This window comes from Cellvibrio sp. UBA7671 (assembly GCA_002483145.1).
Classification (GTDB): Bacteria; Pseudomonadota; Gammaproteobacteria; order Pseudomonadales; family Cellvibrionaceae; genus Cellvibrio; species Cellvibrio fibrivorans.
Map to the genome: position 1 here is coordinate 69,149 of DLHJ01000013.1, position 16,291 is coordinate 85,439.

General features: G+C 49.9%; 17 protein-coding genes. 9 read left to right on the top strand and 8 right to left on the bottom strand.

What is annotated here, in order from left to right:
* Position 1: 1 nt before the first annotated feature.
* Positions 2-859 carry a divergent polysaccharide deacetylase family protein gene (locus B4E62_RS10835; RefSeq protein ID WP_331352078.1) on the top strand — a complete coding sequence of 286 codons (858 nt, stop codon included), beginning with the start codon at positions 2-4 and terminating at the stop codon, positions 857-859.
* Positions 860-1,028: 169 nt separating this feature from the next.
* Positions 1,029-1,253 carry a DUF6316 family protein gene (locus B4E62_RS10840; protein WP_310074477.1) on the top strand — a complete coding sequence of 75 codons (225 nt, stop codon included), beginning with the start codon at positions 1,029-1,031 and terminating at the stop codon, positions 1,251-1,253.
* A 76-nt stretch (positions 1,254-1,329) separates the two neighbouring features.
* Here B4E62_RS10840 and hisF read toward each other — a convergent pair whose 3' ends face one another.
* The 4 genes from hisF to hisB all read right to left on the bottom strand — a co-directional run bounded on the left by hisF (position 1,330) and on the right by hisB (position 4,230).
* Complete coding sequence (gene hisF, locus B4E62_RS10845) at positions 1,330-2,103, bottom strand: imidazole glycerol phosphate synthase subunit HisF (protein ID WP_310074475.1); 774 nt, start codon at positions 2,101-2,103, stop codon at positions 1,330-1,332.
* A gap of 14 nt (positions 2,104-2,117) precedes the next feature.
* Positions 2,118-2,849, bottom strand: coding sequence for a 1-(5-phosphoribosyl)-5-[(5-phosphoribosylamino)methylideneamino]imidazole-4-carboxamide isomerase (gene hisA / locus B4E62_RS10850; RefSeq protein ID WP_310074473.1), 732 nt, complete (start codon positions 2,847-2,849; stop codon positions 2,118-2,120).
* Between the two features lie 109 nt (positions 2,850-2,958).
* Positions 2,959-3,615 (bottom strand): imidazole glycerol phosphate synthase subunit HisH, encoded by a 657-nt coding sequence (gene hisH, locus B4E62_RS10855; protein ID WP_310074471.1) that lies wholly within the window; start codon positions 3,613-3,615, stop codon positions 2,959-2,961.
* Positions 3,616-3,618: 3 nt separating this feature from the next.
* Complete coding sequence (hisB, locus tag B4E62_RS10860; protein ID WP_331352079.1) at positions 3,619-4,230, bottom strand: imidazoleglycerol-phosphate dehydratase HisB; 612 nt, start codon at positions 4,228-4,230, stop codon at positions 3,619-3,621.
* Positions 4,231-4,456: 226 nt separating this feature from the next.
* On the opposite strand from hisB, the gene B4E62_RS10865 reads away from it, so the two are divergent.
* Positions 4,457-5,095, top strand: a complete 639-nt coding sequence (locus tag B4E62_RS10865) for a hypothetical protein (protein ID WP_331352080.1) — start codon at positions 4,457-4,459, stop codon at positions 5,093-5,095.
* A gap of 56 nt (positions 5,096-5,151) precedes the next feature.
* Here B4E62_RS10865 and B4E62_RS10870 read toward each other — a convergent pair whose 3' ends face one another.
* Positions 5,152-7,023 (bottom strand): hypothetical protein, encoded by a 1,872-nt coding sequence (locus tag B4E62_RS10870; RefSeq protein ID WP_310074466.1) that lies wholly within the window; start codon positions 7,021-7,023, stop codon positions 5,152-5,154.
* A 307-nt stretch (positions 7,024-7,330) separates the two neighbouring features.
* Here B4E62_RS10870 and B4E62_RS10875 point away from each other — a divergent pair, with 307 nt between their 5' ends.
* Complete coding sequence (locus B4E62_RS10875; RefSeq protein ID WP_331352081.1) at positions 7,331-7,996, top strand: hypothetical protein; 666 nt, start codon at positions 7,331-7,333, stop codon at positions 7,994-7,996.
* Positions 7,997-8,099: 103 nt separating this feature from the next.
* Here B4E62_RS10875 and B4E62_RS10880 read toward each other — a convergent pair whose 3' ends face one another.
* Positions 8,100-9,407, bottom strand: a complete 1,308-nt coding sequence (locus B4E62_RS10880) for a dicarboxylate/amino acid:cation symporter (protein WP_310074462.1) — start codon at positions 9,405-9,407, stop codon at positions 8,100-8,102.
* 80 nt (positions 9,408-9,487) lie between these two features.
* Positions 9,488-9,763, bottom strand: a complete 276-nt coding sequence (locus B4E62_RS10885) for an HU family DNA-binding protein (RefSeq protein WP_310074460.1) — start codon at positions 9,761-9,763, stop codon at positions 9,488-9,490.
* A 196-nt stretch (positions 9,764-9,959) separates the two neighbouring features.
* Between B4E62_RS10885 and B4E62_RS10890 the strand changes: the two genes are divergently transcribed.
* The 5 genes from B4E62_RS10890 to B4E62_RS10910 all read left to right on the top strand — a co-directional run bounded on the left by B4E62_RS10890 (position 9,960) and on the right by B4E62_RS10910 (position 15,568).
* Complete coding sequence (locus B4E62_RS10890; protein ID WP_310074457.1) at positions 9,960-10,520, top strand: chorismate--pyruvate lyase family protein; 561 nt, start codon at positions 9,960-9,962, stop codon at positions 10,518-10,520.
* Between the two features lie 471 nt (positions 10,521-10,991).
* Positions 10,992-11,858 (top strand): 4-hydroxybenzoate octaprenyltransferase, encoded by an 867-nt coding sequence (gene ubiA / locus B4E62_RS10895; protein ID WP_331352200.1) that lies wholly within the window; start codon positions 10,992-10,994, stop codon positions 11,856-11,858.
* A 116-nt stretch (positions 11,859-11,974) separates the two neighbouring features.
* Positions 11,975-12,673 carry a phosphate regulon transcriptional regulator PhoB gene (gene phoB, locus B4E62_RS10900; RefSeq protein ID WP_331352082.1) on the top strand — a complete coding sequence of 233 codons (699 nt, stop codon included), beginning with the start codon at positions 11,975-11,977 and terminating at the stop codon, positions 12,671-12,673.
* 148 nt (positions 12,674-12,821) lie between these two features.
* Positions 12,822-14,105 (top strand): phosphate regulon sensor histidine kinase PhoR, encoded by a 1,284-nt coding sequence (phoR, locus tag B4E62_RS10905; protein WP_310074454.1) that lies wholly within the window; start codon positions 12,822-12,824, stop codon positions 14,103-14,105.
* Between the two features lie 299 nt (positions 14,106-14,404).
* Complete coding sequence (locus tag B4E62_RS10910; protein ID WP_310074452.1) at positions 14,405-15,568, top strand: lytic polysaccharide monooxygenase auxiliary activity family 9 protein; 1,164 nt, start codon at positions 14,405-14,407, stop codon at positions 15,566-15,568.
* 128 nt (positions 15,569-15,696) lie between these two features.
* Here B4E62_RS10910 and B4E62_RS10915 read toward each other — a convergent pair whose 3' ends face one another.
* The gene (locus tag B4E62_RS10915) at positions 15,697-16,113 is read right to left on the bottom strand and encodes a DUF2141 domain-containing protein (protein ID WP_331352083.1); all 417 of its coding nucleotides are present in this window, start codon (positions 16,111-16,113) and stop codon (positions 15,697-15,699) included.
* Positions 16,114-16,291 lie beyond the last annotated feature (178 nt).

The following is a 16,291-nucleotide window of genomic DNA, read 5'->3' on the forward strand; positions in this document are numbered from 1 at the left end:
CATGGCCAAGTGCTTCGCTTCCGGTTCACTATGGCTGGCTGTGCTAGCACTTTCACTGAGCCAGCCGGTATTTGCGCAAGGCAGTCTGGCTATCATTATCGATGATATTGGCTACAGCCTCGCACTCGGTAAGCGCACGGCCGATTTACAGGGCGACTTCACCCTCGCCGTTTTACCTTTCACCCCTCACGGTATTGAACTTGCGCAGCGCGGCCATCAGCGCGGCAAAGAAATTATGCTGCATGCCCCCATGAGCAATCGCCGTAACTATCCTTTGGGGCCTGGCGGTTTGGTAAGCGGTATGCAGCGCGCCGAATTCCTCACCGTGTTACGCCAAAATCTCGCCAACATCCCGCATGTTCAGGGTGTCAACAACCACATGGGCAGCCAGTTGACCGAGCAGGCCGAACCTATGCGATGGTTAATGGCAGAGCTCAAGCTGCGAGGCTTATATTTTGTCGATAGCCGTACCAGTCCGCAGACCAAGGCGCTGACAATGGCCGAAAAAATCCAACTCCCCAGTCGCAAACGCGATGTATTCCTCGATGACGAACCTACCCGCAGCAATATTCGATACCAGTTGCTGCGCGCACTCGAACTGGCACAGCAACAGGGTTCAGCTATCGCCATAGGCCACCCCTACCCGGAAACCCTCACCGAACTGGAACAACTGCAACCACTTCTGAACCAATATAAGGTGCAACTGGTCAAAGCATCACAATTGATGTTGCTCAGTGGCAAATATCAACAATTGGGGGAGCAAAGCAATACAACCTGTATTGCGCCCCCGATCAATCTTTGGCCGCAGATATGGGTGCCCATTGACCCATTTTCTCTTGATCTAGTCTTAATGCCCTGAAAAATGGCGCATGAATTTTAAAATACAAACTTTTGGTTATTAAAAGCCAACTTTGCAAGACCAACTAAATCTAGCCGGCATTTATAAATGATGTCTATAATCAGCGAGGGTGATAATTGATCAACCCGTGAGGGATTCGATTTTCAGGAACTTTAGCGAGGGGGCTTATATGGCTACATTCAACAGAGCGGGCGAACAGGGTTCAGTACCTTCACGCCATGGTCGCTACTTACAGAAAGATGGCTACTGGTACTACACCACCCGTGAAGGAGTGGATATAGGTCCATTTGATAGCCGCGACGATGCTGAAACTGGCGTCGGTGAATTTATCGACTTTATTCAAGCATCTGAACCGAAAGTGTCGGACATGCTGAAACAGTATCGCGCGGCCTAAAGTACGCTTTAGGCCGGGCACGAAAAAGGGCGCTCCGTGAGCGCCCTTTTTCGTTTTTCAAAAATCTATTCTGTCATTACAAACGCACCTCAATCCCCCGGGCGCGCATAAATTCTTTGGCTTGCGGCACAGTGTATTCGCGGAAGTGAAAGATACTCGCTGCCAGCACCGCATCGGCGCGCCCTTCGGTCACCCCATCCACCAAATGCTGCAGATTGCCCACGCCACCAGAGGCGATGACGGGTACCGGCACTGCATCGCTGATCGCACGGGTGACACCCAGGTCATAGCCTTTTTTAGTGCCATCACCATCCATACTGGTCAGCAGGATTTCGCCAGCGCCAAATTCAGCCATTTTGATCGCCCACTCCACAGCATTAATCCCGGTCGGTTTGCGTCCTCCGTGGGTGAAAATCTCCCAGCGTGCCGCTTCGCCTGCAAGGCTCACTTTTTTGGCATCAATGGCCACCACTATGCACTGGGCGCCAAAGCGGTCAGATGCTGCTTTAACAAAATCGGGATTAAATACCGCAGCAGAGTTGATACCCACCTTATCGGCCCCGGCGTTGAGCATGGTGCGGATATCGTCCACGGTGCGGATGCCGCCGCCCACCGTAAGCGGGATAAACACTTCGCTGGCGATCTTCTCGACGGTGTGCACAGTCGTCGCCCGCCCTTCGTGGGTGGCAGTGATATCGAGAAAGGTGATCTCATCCGCACCTTCCTGGTTATAGCGCTTGGCGATTTCGACTGGATCGCCCGCATCGCGGATATCCAGAAATTGCACACCTTTGACTACGCGGCCATTATCCACATCAAGGCAGGGAATTATGCGTTTTGCGAGTGCCATAATCAGTTCCGGAATTAATTAGCGTCGCAGTAGGCCTGCGCTTCCGCCATAGTCAGCGTGCCTTCGTAAATCGCGCGGCCGGTGATAGCGCCACAGATGCCTTTGTGGGCTTCGGCTTTAAGCGCGATGATATCGTCCATATTGGTGACACCACCGGAAGCGATGATCGGAATACTGGAAGCCTGCGCCATGGCCACAGTCGCCTGCACATTCACACCCTGCATCATGCCGTCGCGGGCGATGTCGGTGTAGACGATGCTGCTCACGCCATCTTGCTCAAAACGTTTAGCCAATTCACTCGCCTGCACGTTGGATACTTCAGCCCAACCATCGGTGGCAACCCAACCGTCTTTGGCATCCAGGCCGACGATGATATGACCTGGGAATTGCTTGCACATATCGGTCACAAACTGCGGCTCTTTTACCGCTTTGGTGCCGATAATCACGTATTCAACACCCGCATTCAGGTAGTACTCGATAGTTTCCGCGCTGCGGATGCCTCCCCCGATCTGGATCGGCAGCTTGGGGTAAGCTTTGGCGATAGCAGTAACCACACCGCCATTGACCGGCTTGCCTTCAAAGGCACCATTCAAATCGACCAAGTGTAAACGGCGACAACCTTGTTGCACCCATTGTGCAGCCATAGCGACGGGATCATCGGAGAACACGGTGGAATCGTCCATCAAGCCCTGACGTAAGCGCACACATTGGCCGTCTTTTAAATCAATTGCGGGGATAATTAACATCTTCAATCTCACGTAGGGGCACTGCTTGCTGCGCCCTGATAATCGTTGTGTATTTTTGGATAACAAATTGCGTGTTGTTGGGCAGTTTTGAGGCGCTGCTTGCTGCGCCTTAATTACGGCCATCCCAATGTAAAAAATTCTTCAGGAGCTGCAGGCCAGCCGTATGGCTTTTTTCCGGGTGGAATTGCACCGCAAACAGGTTGCCGCGTGTCAGTGCTGCATGAAACTGCACGCCGTAATCGCACGTTGCCGCAACTTGGCTGGCATCATCGGCCAAAATGTAGAAGCTGTGCACGAAATAGAAACGGCTATCTTGCTCGATCCCCACCCAAAGCGGGTGATCGTTATGATGCACCTGATTCCAGCCCATATGCGGTACTTTGAGATGTGCACCAGTGCTATCTGTATGGTTTTCGCCGAAGAAGCGCACTTTTCCCGACAGTATGCCGATGCAATCCACACCACCGTTTTCTTCGCTGTGATCCATCAACGCCTGCATGCCAACACAAATTCCCAGTACCGGCTTGCCGGTAGCGATTTGCTCGCGCAGCAACTTATCAAAGCCGAGGCGTTTGATTTCTGCCATGCAATCGCGAATCGCGCCCACACCAGGGAATACCACCCGGTCAGCAGCAGCTACAACAGCGGGATCGGATGTCACCACGACGTTTTGTTCAGGAGCAACATGGCTTAGGGCGCTAGCCACCGAGTGGAGATTGCCCATGCCGTAATCGATAACGGCAACGGTCTGCTTACCAATAGTCATAAATCAGAGGCTACCTTTGGTGGAGGGCATAATGCCTTCCATACGCGGATCCAGTTCAAGCGCCATACGCAGGGCGCGACCGAAGGCTTTGAACACGGTTTCGATCTGGTGATGGGCATTGTGGCCGCGCAGGTTGTCCACATGCAGGGTGACACCGGCGTGGTTGACGAAGCCCTGGAAAAACTCCCAGAACAATTCCACATCAAACTGGCCGACACGCTTTTGTGTAAATGGAATCTGCATAACCAGACCGGGGCGGCCGGAAAAATCGATCACCACCCGCGACAAGGCCTCATCGAGTGGTACATAGGCGTGACCATAACGGCGAATGCCCTTTTTATCACCGATGGCTTTGGCAATCGCCTGGCCGATGGTGATGCCGATATCCTCGACTGAGTGGTGGTCATCGATATGAGTATCGCCATCGCAGGTCACGTCCAGATCGATCATGCCGTGGCGCGCGATCTGGTCCATCATGTGCTCCAGAAAGGGCACACCGGTATTGAACACGCCTTTACCAGCGCCATCGAGATTGAGGCTGACACTGATTTTGGTTTCCAGAGTGTTGCGATCCACTGTAGCAATTCGTGGATTGGGGGCTATACGATCAGACATGCCGAACTCCATCAAACCGGACAATTACCGGCGAAACATAATAAAGCGCGAATTATATAGACTTGGGGCGCCGAATTCACGGAAAGCAGCTCTAACAGGCTAATTGTTAAGTTGCCGTACAGATTATTTCGCCCAAAATCCCACAAACTTGCGTTACAAACCGGTTCAATCGCAGTATGTTGCGCACCGTTTTTAAACCCTCGTCAATTTATGATGGATCACCACTATGACTAATCTGCTGTTAAAAACCTGCCTACTTGGCGCCAGTCTGCTCGCCGCAACCAGCTTTGCGGCAGGGCCGTACAACAATAATCCGAATAACGCTGACTACACCGGCTGGAGCTGGTCGGGTCATGTGGATCATGTAAATATCGATAAAGAAGCTGCAGCCAAATTTGAAGCGCGTGTTGAAGAGACTGCCACTGCTGTGGGCGGTGCAGCCGAGTATTATTCCAGTAGGAGCGAAAATACGCTTTCATTGGGAGTCAGTTTTTTGTTTTACCGTGACAATGCAGCCTTCAGTCAATATGTGAGGGATAATTGGTACGGTGATGAAGGCTATGAAGAGTCAGATGCGAACGCCTTAATGCTGTTCGCTGAATACGGTCCCAAGTATCGTTTCGGGCAAGACAATATGAGTTTTTTTACGATTCGGGGTGGCGTTAGCGGCATGTTGGCTTCAGAGCGCAGCATCAGCAACTGTAGTAATTGCTATGAAGAAGACATTGAAATTAATGGTGGAGTGTATGGCGTGGTAGGTATAGGACAAACCCTTGGATCTCTCGATATCAGTCTGCAATTTCAACAATATTTTAGCGGCGATCTTGATAATAGCCTGCGGTTAAAAATTGCAGGCGCTTTCTAAAAAAATGCGGGCTACATTGTTAAGCCCGCACTTTTTTAGAACAAAAGTCTCACTAATTATCGAGTGCCAAAATTAACCCAAGCACTACAGCCACTCTCATTACATGCCTGAACACCCCCGGAGGAGGAAGGGCTGCTATAAGAAGTCGTCGAAGTAGTAGTAACCCGTGCAATGCTTCCCGAAACAGTTGCTCTCCAATTGTAATAAGTTGCACCCTCTGACGCTGGCCAGCCCACAAAATAACCGGGACAGTTAGCGTAAGAAGGGCAACCGGTCGAACCATAGTATGCATATTGTGGTGCGGCTGGGGCTGGTGATGACTTTTTAGTTAACTTCCATCCAGACGCTTCAACAGTATGAATTGTGGTTCGAATTGCACTTACCGTATTTCCAGCATCGTTTAATGAAATATCATACTGGTTTTTATTTCTAAACTTCAGATTTCCATCAACATCCGTTAATTTCCAATAAGCAAATGAGTTATCAGCAGGCATGGCGGCCAACACGATAACACCATTTTTAAGCTGCAGGAATAGTTGGTTCAACCGGCTCTTTATGGTGAAAAACTCACCATTTCTTTCGAAAATCCACTGTGCTGATGCGGACGAACCATCAGAAGCTCCCACAAAAACGCCGTAACCGTCTGTATATATCAAACCGCCACCGGTACTACTCGCCACGTTGTAATAGCCATTTGCTACAAACATTTTATCAGCATAATATTGGATCAATACTCTATCAGCATAATTTCTTGGCCGCATTCCACCAAACTTTGCCATCTCCCACCATTGGTCCAAAATGGTGTAGCTTGATTTGTAGACATCACCAATAAATTTGCGCGCAATATTTTCTGCCGCCGTATTTACCATAGCCCTGCCACTGTACGAATTAGAGCCATCATTCAACGGCATTTGCGATGCATTATCCGGGGTACAATCAGAGGCTTTATACGTACTGGTGTATGAGTAAAGCTTGGGGGTTATACCAAGCTTGGTAAAATCACCTTGCGGAAAATCAGTTTCACACTGACCCGTTTTAATAGAACATACATTCCTGATCGTAAAATGTTCATTCAAGTAATCAAATTCATAAAGTTTTCCTATTGCGCATCCACCAAGTTTGTTACCAACGTTCCAAACAGTTTCTTTTTTATTTCGTTCGAATGCTTCTGCTCCTTTTACCCAATCAATATTATTCATATGCAGAAAAACTTCAGCTAATTCTTCTTGATAATGATTGGTTAGCGCAGGGCCAATTCTCTCCGGCTCGCCTGAAATAGAATAATTGTAAACAGTTAACTGCGACCTAAGCATAATCTCCAACGAGACTATTGCCATGTAGGCCTGCAAGGAATCTATCGTCTCGCCCGCACCAAGAAGGTTAGTGTGAGTTTCAAATAAATTTCGCAATTCAACAGAAGTGTTCCATAGGTTTTGTAGTTCATATAAATTATTTTTCTTTACAGTTTCGGAGTACAACATATAACTTCGGACCCTGAGCTTAAACGCATCCAAACTCGCAAAATCCCTAGTGATAAGTATTTTATTTACTTCCTGAACAACTTTTTCCTGGGATACCTTAATCGCATCCAGAATTTGATTTACAGCAAGCTGCAATTCCGATGGGCCACTTTTATCCCCAAATGCAGCAAGGAATGAACCTCCAGGAATGACCGATGCTAAATAGTTCAGCGCGACCGCTTTCACTTTTTCACCAGCCGATTTTTTCAAAGAATCCAACAGTGACTCTTTTGTTTGATCTGCCCATCCACCATCGGCATTCCATTTACAACCGGCCCACTCAAAAGTGGTCGACAAAGTCCAGTTCTCACATTTGGCAACGGTCTGTTCTCCAAACGAATACGAACTAAAACTTAACAACGATCCTAGAACTAAGGCCGCTTTCACCTTGTTAAAACCCAAATTCATACAATAACTCCTTAATGTGAAAAAATCATAATCCTTAAATCTCCAGGGATTTTAAGGACGATTATAATACTCTATTGAAATCACCTCGCACTAGCGAATAATTCTCGATATGCTGTTCACAGGTGGCACACATTTCATCTCTTAAGCAGGTGGATGGAAAATTTTCACATTGATATAAAAAGTTGGTATTAAGACTCACTTGCGTTTGCTTGGTCATGGTTTACTTTTAAAGCGCGACTTATGAATGTCAGCAGCAACATGCGGGACTGCTAATGTGATTACCTATAACCACTATCAGAGAAATAGATTGACCGACCCCTTGAACCCTATTCGCCAACTGATCCAGCAGGCGCAGGAGCAGGATTCTGCTACTGGAAAACTGTTGGAATTTGTGGAGTGCCGCAAGAAGCGCCTGCACGCCGCAATTAAATTGCCGGAACAGCAAGCCGCTAAGGGCTTGGCGGATTTTGTGGTGCGCTACATTAAACACGTGCCCGATTTTATCGATGCCATCCGCAGCATGGCGCACGAGGCAGGCATTGATAAAGATGTTGAACCGCTGCTAAAAATCGCGAGTGACTATTTTATGTCACCGCCGTCGATTGTCGATCCGCACAGTCAGCTGGAGGCACTGCTCGACGAAGCTTATCTTGCACACCGTTTACTCGAAGAAGTGAATGACCGCTTTATGGCGAAAAGTGGAATTCCTCTCGCACCCATGGATATGACCGTCGCCAATGTGATCGCGCACGAATTAATTGGCGAACCTTTTGCGAATGAACTGGATCAAGCGGTGTTGTTTTCAGCGGAATTATTATTAAACGAACATGGTTTTGAAGGCGCTAATATCTCCAACTATGTCAATGCACATCGCGAGAGAGGCTGGACCGAAGAGCTTGAGAAATGGCCTTGTTTGGTTGAAGATCTATCGATCAGTGTTGAGTTTGATACAGAGAACAGCACGCGTCATTAATCAATTAATCCACACAGCTATTTAAAACAAAAAGGCGAATTGTTTTTTCACAATTCGCCTTTTCTATTTGCACAGATTTCTCTGCAGTTATGTGCCGGAGTTGTTAACTTTTTTCAACGGGATCATTTTCTGCATTGAGTGTCATATCGTTGTAGCGCTCTATATCCAACATGTTTTCACTTTTTGCGACTATGACAGCAACCACCGCATCGCCCGCCACATTGACACCAGTGCGCACCATATCCAATAGGCGATCTACACCGATTATCAACGCAATACCTTCTACCGGCAAACCGACGGATTGCAACACCATTGTCAAGGTCACCAGCCCCACACCGGGAACACCGGCAGTGCCAATGGAGGCGAGGGTCGCGGTGAGAATTACCATTAAATAACCGGCGATACCTATATCAATATTGTAGGCCTGCGCGATGAACACTGTTGCCACACCCTGCATGATCGCAGTGCCATCCATATTCACAGTGGCGCCCAGCGGAATTGAAAAACTCGCGACTTTATTGTCCACACCTAAATCATGCTCAACGGTACGCAGAGTGATAGGGATAGTGGCATTACTGGATGCAGTACTAAATGCAAACAGCATGACTTTTTGCATTTTTTTAAACAATACAACAGGGCTTAACCCCGAGAGTGTCTTGATCAACAGACCGTAAAAACCAATGCCGTGTAGAAACAAAACAAATAATACGGTAAAAAAATATTTGGCCAAATCGAGTATCGCACCCACGCCCAATGACGAAAACAATTTTACCAACAGACAGAACACGCCATAGGGAGCCAACTGCATCAACATCATGACCATTCTTAAAATGACATCATTCAAATTATTGAATAACTGCATGATATTACTGCCCGCCTCACCACCTGTACGCGAGATAGCCAGCCCAAATAAAATCGAAAAGATAATGATCTGCAACATGTTCGCCTCAACCATGGATTGCAGCGGATTGCTGGGCACTATATCGATCAGGGTTTCTTTAATAGAAGGAATTTCAGGCGCAGTAAAACTGCTGGCAGTGGCCATATCAACATTCTCACCCGGCTGCACAAATACAGCACAGCTAATGGCGAGCGCTACGGCGATAGATGTACAACAAAAGTATAAACCTAGCGTCTTGGTTGCCAGCGCGCCCATACGACTTTGCCCACCGAGCGCTGCCGCACCGCACACCAAAGAAACAAATACCAACGGCACCACTAATAATTTCAGTGACGCAATAAAAATCTGTCCGATGATATCGAACACACCATCAATCACATAGGTTTGCAACCATTGGCCAACCGCACTGGCAGGCACCTGATTTTCATCCGCGCCTAAAACCAGATTGAAAATTACACCGACAACGAGCCCCAGCACCATGCCGAGTAAAATTTTATTGGTTAGCGTCATGCGGGAAACCTCTTGGAATTATTGTGTGGCCGGAGTGAGCAAGGGATGCGGCAGGCGCCTGCCGCAAGGGGACAAAAATCTTATTCGTTGACCGCGTCTTTCAGGCCCTTGCCCGGTTTAAAGGTCACGGTTTTGCTGGCGGCGATTTGGATGGTCGCACCGGTTTGTGGATTGCGGCCTTCGCGCGCCGCGCGGGCGCTCACATTAAATGTGCCAAATCCGAGCAGGGCAACCGATTCGCCGCGGCTCAACGCATTGGTGATCTGCTCGATAAAGGCAGAGACCACCAGGTCAGCCTTGTTGACGCCGAGGTCGGTATTATTCGCCAGTGCTACTACTATGTCGGTCTTATGCATGATTTCTCTCCTGGGTTTTTAGCGATAAGTCAGGGGGAGTTTACCTGCAATAACTTGTTTGCGGCAGACTTGCGCTGGCTTTTTCCGCATAGGGTTCCCATACACAATGCCGTACCCGGTAGAACGCAAGCTGATAAACTGCCGCCCCATTCATCCCCTTCGCCCTGTTTTTTCGCATCGATAAAGGAGTCAGGTTTTGCCCCAGTCTTCACCGTCGTGGCAGCCATTAGCGCGCATCGCCAAATGCCAACGCCCAAGCCTGGCCATGCAAGATTGGCTTACGGATAGCGGCTCCCTGACTGCTCGCCTGATCGCCCAAAGCAGCGGTCAATTCAAGGTGCAACTGGTGCGGCAGATTATCGGGCTACCGTGTCTGAATGAATGTCATGCGCTGGGGATGAAACGGCCGGCACTGGCGCTGATCCGTGAGGTGATCCTGTGCGGCAATGGTGAACCCTGGGTATTTGCGCGCAGTATCTTGCCACTCGCCAGCCTGACCGGCCGGTTGCGCCATTTGCGCAAGCAGGGCACGCGCCCGCTGGGCGCGTTTTTGTTCAGTCAGCCACAGTTAACACGCAGTGCCATTGCAGTGGCGCGGATTAGCCGCGATCATGCCTATGTCCCCGGCGATTTGGTTGGCGACCAATTACTCTGGGGGCGTCGCTCGATGTTTTACTTGCAGCAGAAGCCGCTGCTGGTGAGCGAAGTATTTTTACCGGCCTTTGCCGCCCAGCTCACGCTGCACCTGCCCCGATAACCTTAATAAAACGGCGTTTTGGCTATGACAAATCCCGACGATGTAAAACCACCCGCTGCTGCGCCCAAAAAACCGGCGACGAAAAAGGTTGCACCGACAGATGCCGGCGGCACCAGCACCAAACCTAAAACAGCGGCAAAACCGGCGACAAAGAAAGCCGCCAAACCTGCTGCCAGCGAAGCAGCAGCTAAGGCACCCGCAGCTACAGTGACTAAACCCGCTCAAGGCAAACCAGTCGCGGCCAAAATAACGCTCAAAAAAGCAACCAGTGCAGCAACCACCAAACCTGCGGTGCGCAAACCCAAAGTTACCGTCCCGGATCCAGCACTGATCGCACCGTCAGTAGATCCTGTTGGCCCTACATCACCTGACACTGGTGATCAGCCAACAACACCAGCCACGGACTGGGCGAATGTCCATGCTGCAAAAATCCTCAAACGTGCAGCGAAAAATAGCGGAAAGGCTGGCTTTATCGCCCAACTCAAGCACAAAGCAGGCAGTTACTGGCGCTTGACGCGCATGGATCGCCCGATTGGCACACTGCTGTTGCTCTGGCCCACACTATGGAGTTTATGGATCGCCGCCAAAGGCGTGCCCAGCATTAAAAATCTGGTGATTTTTGTGTTGGGGGTGATAGTGATGCGCGCCGCCGGCTGCGTCATCAACGACTTCGCTGACCGCAAGATCGACGGCAAGGTGCTGCGCACTAAAGATCGGCCACTGGCTACGGGTGCGGTATCCAGCCGTGAGGCGATTGGGTTGTTTATCACACTCTGCCTGATAGCCTTTGCGCTGGTGCTGTTTACCGACCCGCTAACCATTAAGTTGTCGGTCGGCGGCCTCATCCTCGCCTTCTGCTACCCATTTATGAAGCGCCATACCCATTTACCGCAAGTGGTACTGGGTGCCGCCTTTGCTTGGGGCATACCCATGGCCTATGCGGCAGAGGCAGGGGAATTGCATCAGGGAATGTGGCTGATTTACTTGTCGGTCGTACTTTGGACCGTCGCCTACGACACTTTTTACGCCATGGTAGACCGCGATGACGACCTGAAAATCGGCGTCAAATCCACCGCCATCCTTTTTGGCGAGCAAGACCGCTTGATGACCGGCGTATTGCAAATCATGGCGCTCTATTCGCTGGTGCTGGTCGGCAACCGCTTTGAGCTCGGCAGCTTTTACTATCTCGGTCTGGCGGTAGCGGCCGGTTTATTTATCTACCAACAGTGGCTGATCCGCTTTCGCGTGCGCGAAGCCTGCTTTAAAGCGTTCCTCAATAATAACTGGGTGGGTGTAGCAGTCTTTGCCGGGATTGTTATGGACTATAGTTTTCGCTAGGAGCCAAATATCCTGCAACCTGTCATAAATGTGTAACACTGAACTTATTTAATAAGCTGCAACAATAGCTTCACAAACCTGTGAGGCACACCGTGGTTTTTTCAGGCAGAACACTTATGACTGGTCGCAAAATACTGATCGTTGACGATGAATCCGCAATTCGCGATATGCTGCGGGTGGCGCTGGAAATGGCTGAGTATCAAGTCATGGAAGCGAGCAACGCACAGGATGCGCACAGCATCATTATCGATGAAAAACCCGACCTGATCCTGCTCGATTGGATGATGCCCGGTACCAGTGGTATCGAATTGGCGCGCCGCTTGAAGCGCGATGAAGTGACCTCCAACACCCCGATCATCATGCTCACCGCCAAGGGTGAGGAAGATAACAAGATCCAAGGGCTGGAAGTGGGCGCTGATGATTACATCACCAAACCCTTCTCGCCACGTGAGTTGGTAGCGCGCTTGAAAGCGGTATTGCGCCGCGCCGATCCGCAAATCAACTCGGCGCCGATTACCGTGCAGGGCTTGTGCCTCGATCCGGCCAGTCACCGCGTGACGATTAATAATCAATCGGTAGATATGGGTCCGACCGAATATCGCCTGCTGGAGTTTTTTCTCACCCATCAGGAAAGGGCTTATACTCGCAGCCAGTTGCTGGATCACGTCTGGGGCGGCAATGTGTATGTGGAGGAGCGCACGGTGGATGTGCATATCCGCCGCTTGCGCAAAGCGCTGACTATCGACGGCCACGAAGATTTGATCCAGACAGTGCGCGGTACAGGCTATCGTTTTTCTACCCGTATTGAAGCCTGATAACACTATTCGTGAGTAGTCCTAGCCGACGAGTGCTGCGAGACCGTCTGCTGCATGGATGCAGCAGTCGAGCCTACAGGGATGTATTTACGGCGCGTCGCGCAGTGCTCGTCGGCTAGGGCTACGGATTTAGAATCGAGAGGCCCCCTTGTTAAAAGGTTTTAGCGCTGAACTCCAGCGTATTTTGATTATTCTCGCCATCTGCAGCTTGATTGGCTTCTTTAGCGATAACTATGCGCTCTGGATGCTGATCGGCTGTGCGATTTATATCTTGATGATGCTCTGGCAAATGCGTCGCCTCAACCAGTGGCTGTTGCGTCAGGAAACCGATCACCCTCCCGAGGCGAGCGGTATCTGGGGGCAGATTTTCGACAATATCTACCAGTTGCAGCGCGACCAGCGGGGCGAGAAAGACAACCTGCAGGCTGTGATCAACCGCATCCAGGAAATCAGTTCAGCGTTGAAAGACGGCTTGATCATCCTCGACGCGCGCGGCCATCTGGATTTCTGGAACCCTGCAGCACACCGCATGCTGGCGTTGCATACCAAAGACCAGGGGCAATCGGTAATCAACTTTATCCGCCACCCCAAGTTCGTCAGCTATTTTGAAGAGGGTAATTTCGAGGAACCGCTGGAGCTACCCTCGCCTCGCTTTCCCTCCAAACACCTGCAGTTCCAAATCACACCCTTCGGCAAGCAGGAGCGGCTGATCGTGGTGCGCGATGTGACCCAGCTGCACAATCTGGAAAAGATGCGGCAAGACTTTGTCGCCAACGTATCCCACGAATTACGCACACCGCTGACGGTAATCAATGGCTATGTGGAGACCCTTGCGGATAACAACAGCACCCCCAGCTGGGATAAACCCCTGCAGCAGATGCAACAGCAAGCCAAACGCATGTCACTGCTGATCAATGATTTGCTGGTGCTGTCCAAGCTGGAGACGACCGAAGCGGGGCACAACCACAAACCGATTAATATTGAGCAGCTGCTAACCATCGTCAAAAGTGAAGCGGAAGTGCTGAGCAAGGACAAAGAGCAGCAGCTGACGCTGATCTGCAACAACACCACCAAACCCTTGTTGTTATTGGGCAATGAGAAAGAGCTGCACAGCGCCTTCTCCAATTTGGTCATCAACGCGATCAAATACACACCCAATGAGGGCAAGGTAAGTGTGCTGCTCTGGCAAGACCAAAAACACTTCTATGTATCGGTCAGCGATAACGGACCGGGCATCGAAGCTATGCATATCCCGCGTTTGACCGAGCGCTTTTATCGCGTCGATGCCAGTCGCAACAGCAGCACCGGAGGTACCGGTTTGGGCTTGGCGATTGTCAAACATGTACTGATGCGTCATGAGGCGGAGTTGAAAATTACCAGCGAGCCGGGCAAGGGCAGTATGTTTATCTGTGTGTTCCCGCTGCCTCATTGAGAAATCGAGTCTAACGTTGTCATTCGGGATAAAAAGCACATGAATTTGACGTCAAAATAATATTCGAACTTTTTATTTCGTTTTCATCTGAAAATTTTCCAAAAATCAAACCTGCATCGCAAAATATTACCCTCCAAACTGAAAGTCGGACTCGCCAATACAACGTTGTCATTTTAGACTCGATACCCATGGAATGATCTTGGCGCCACGCCAAATCACTTTGCATGTATGGATAACGAGCATCACTCCAAGGTGCCGCACCGGCATCTAACCAACAATAAGTTTCCCGGAGATTGAAAGTGAAAAAGACAATGAAAGCGTGCGGTATTTCCGCTGTAGTAATGGGTTCGCTCTTGCTTGCCAGCCAAGCGTTTGCACACGGTTATGTATCTTCACCAAAAAGCCGTGCTTTTTTCTGTACCAGTGCACAAGGCGGCGCCAGCTCACCTGCGTGTGTTGCTGCTTCTGCAGGCGGTAATGCCAGCCAATATGAACCACAATCTATCGGTATCGGTGGCGCTAACGACAATCACCAGGCTCTGATTCCCGATGGCAAGCTGTGTAGCGCTAATATGGCCAGTAACAACGGCCTTAACCTGGCTCGCAACGACTGGAATGCAACCACTGTAACTGCTGGTCCTCTGGCTTTCGTATGGACTAACACTGCACCACATAAGACTTCTTACTTTCGTTACTACATTACCAAAGAAGGTTTTAACCCTGGTGCGGCACCATTGAAGTGGTCTGATCTGGAACAAATCCACGAGTCAGCGCCAGCGGGCCAAGAGGCAACCTCTACTCACATGGTCAACCTGCCACCACGTACCGGTCGCCATATTGTGTACAGCATCTGGCAACGCGACCCATTGAGAGATGCACCTGAAGGTTTTTACCAATGTATTGATGTTGTTTACGGCAATCCAACAAATAGCTCTTCTTCCGTTGCATTATCTTCAGTGAGATCTAGCAGCGTATCGTCGGTAGCATCCTCTTCAAGTGTTTCCAACAATACCTGTGCCGGTTTGCCAACCTGGAATGCCAGTACCGCTTACCAAGCTCCACAACAAGTGCAACACAACAACAGACGCTACTCTGCCAACTACTGGACTCAAGGTAATGATCCGGCACTGACTTCAGGCCAATACAACTACTGGTTGGATCTGGGTGCCTGTACTGGCAGCACTTCATCAACGCCATCTAGCGTTGCTCCTAGCTCATCAAGCAAGTCAAGCACTGCAGTTAGCAGCAGCCGCTCGAGCGTTGCCTCTTCAGTATCTACCGGTAACTGCACCTCTCCTGCCTACGTAAACGGCGCAAGCTATGCGACTGGCGCTAAAGTAGTAAGTGGTGGCAGCGAATATCAATGTACTGTTGGCGGCTGGTGCTCACAAGGCGGTGCCTATGCACCTGGTACCGGCTGGGCGTGGACCAATGCCTGGTCTCTGGTTCGCGCTTGTAACTAATTAAACAGGATTACCCTGGCTCCCCTGCAAGTTAGCCAGGTGTAAAAAATGTTTGAGATACAAAAAAACGGCAGTCCCTCGGGATTGCCGTTTTTTATTTGGCGCTGCTTTCTATCTATCGCCGTTGGTTATCGCAGTTGAATTTCTATTTCGGTCGCCTTATCGACAACCACTTTTGCTTCATCAAAAGACGGCGGTCCATAGCTGCCGCCGTTGTTGGAAAAGCCATAAAGTTCAGTGGGAATTCCATTAGCGCCAATATCAATCTGGTTGTTTTCGTTTTCATCCTGAAACAGTTTTATCGCGTAATTGCCTGCGGGCAAATCGGCAAAATCCAATAACATGGTTGTCCCTGAGACTTTTACCTGTTTCGCGGCCACCCAATTGCTATTGGCAGTGTAGTGCTCCTCTTTGTCATAAACCGCCACTAACAAGTTACCCTTGACCGATTTGATATTAATCACATTCAAAGTCAGCTCATGGGCAAAGGTTGGCAGGGCAATAATCGCGGACACAACGGCGAATACACCTGTGTTAATACGCATAGGGATCTCCTTACTCAAATAATTCGGGCCGATTCCCGAAAGAAGCTCCAGCATAAATAGCGTGAGCACAGAACTCAGGTGTCATTACTCACATTTAAGCGCTGACAAAGCTCATGAATTGCGAATGACAAATGTCTATCGCAAGATACAGGGGTGTTTTGCATGATGTACCGACCTG

Bases quoted from the DNA above. Each gene is read 5' to 3' on its own strand.
- hisF (WP_310074475.1), bottom strand. From the start codon at position 2,103: ATGGCACTCGCAAAACGCATAATTCCCTGCCTTGATGTGGATAATGGC.
- B4E62_RS10885 (WP_310074460.1), bottom strand. From the start codon at position 9,763: ATGCATAAGACCGACATAGTAGTAGCACTGGCGAATAATACCGACCTC.
- B4E62_RS10870 (WP_310074466.1), bottom strand. From the start codon at position 7,023: ATGAATTTGGGTTTTAACAAGGTGAAAGCGGCCTTAGTTCTAGGATCG.
- B4E62_RS10865 (WP_331352080.1), top strand. From the start codon at position 4,457: ATGACTAATCTGCTGTTAAAAACCTGCCTACTTGGCGCCAGTCTGCTC.
- hisB (WP_331352079.1), bottom strand. From the start codon at position 4,230: ATGTCTGATCGTATAGCCCCCAATCCACGAATTGCTACAGTGGATCGC.
- hisA (WP_310074473.1), bottom strand. From the start codon at position 2,849: ATGTTAATTATCCCCGCAATTGATTTAAAAGACGGCCAATGTGTGCGC.
- B4E62_RS10835 (WP_331352078.1), top strand. From the start codon at position 2: ATGGCCAAGTGCTTCGCTTCCGGTTCACTATGGCTGGCTGTGCTAGCA.
- hisH (WP_310074471.1), bottom strand. From the start codon at position 3,615: ATGACTATTGGTAAGCAGACCGTTGCCGTTATCGATTACGGCATGGGC.
- B4E62_RS10915 (WP_331352083.1), bottom strand. From the start codon at position 16,113: ATGCGTATTAACACAGGTGTATTCGCCGTTGTGTCCGCGATTATTGCC.
- phoB (WP_331352082.1), top strand. From the start codon at position 11,975: ATGACTGGTCGCAAAATACTGATCGTTGACGATGAATCCGCAATTCGC.
- B4E62_RS10880 (WP_310074462.1), bottom strand. From the start codon at position 9,407: ATGACGCTAACCAATAAAATTTTACTCGGCATGGTGCTGGGGCTCGTT.
- B4E62_RS10840 (WP_310074477.1), top strand. From the start codon at position 1,029: ATGGCTACATTCAACAGAGCGGGCGAACAGGGTTCAGTACCTTCACGC.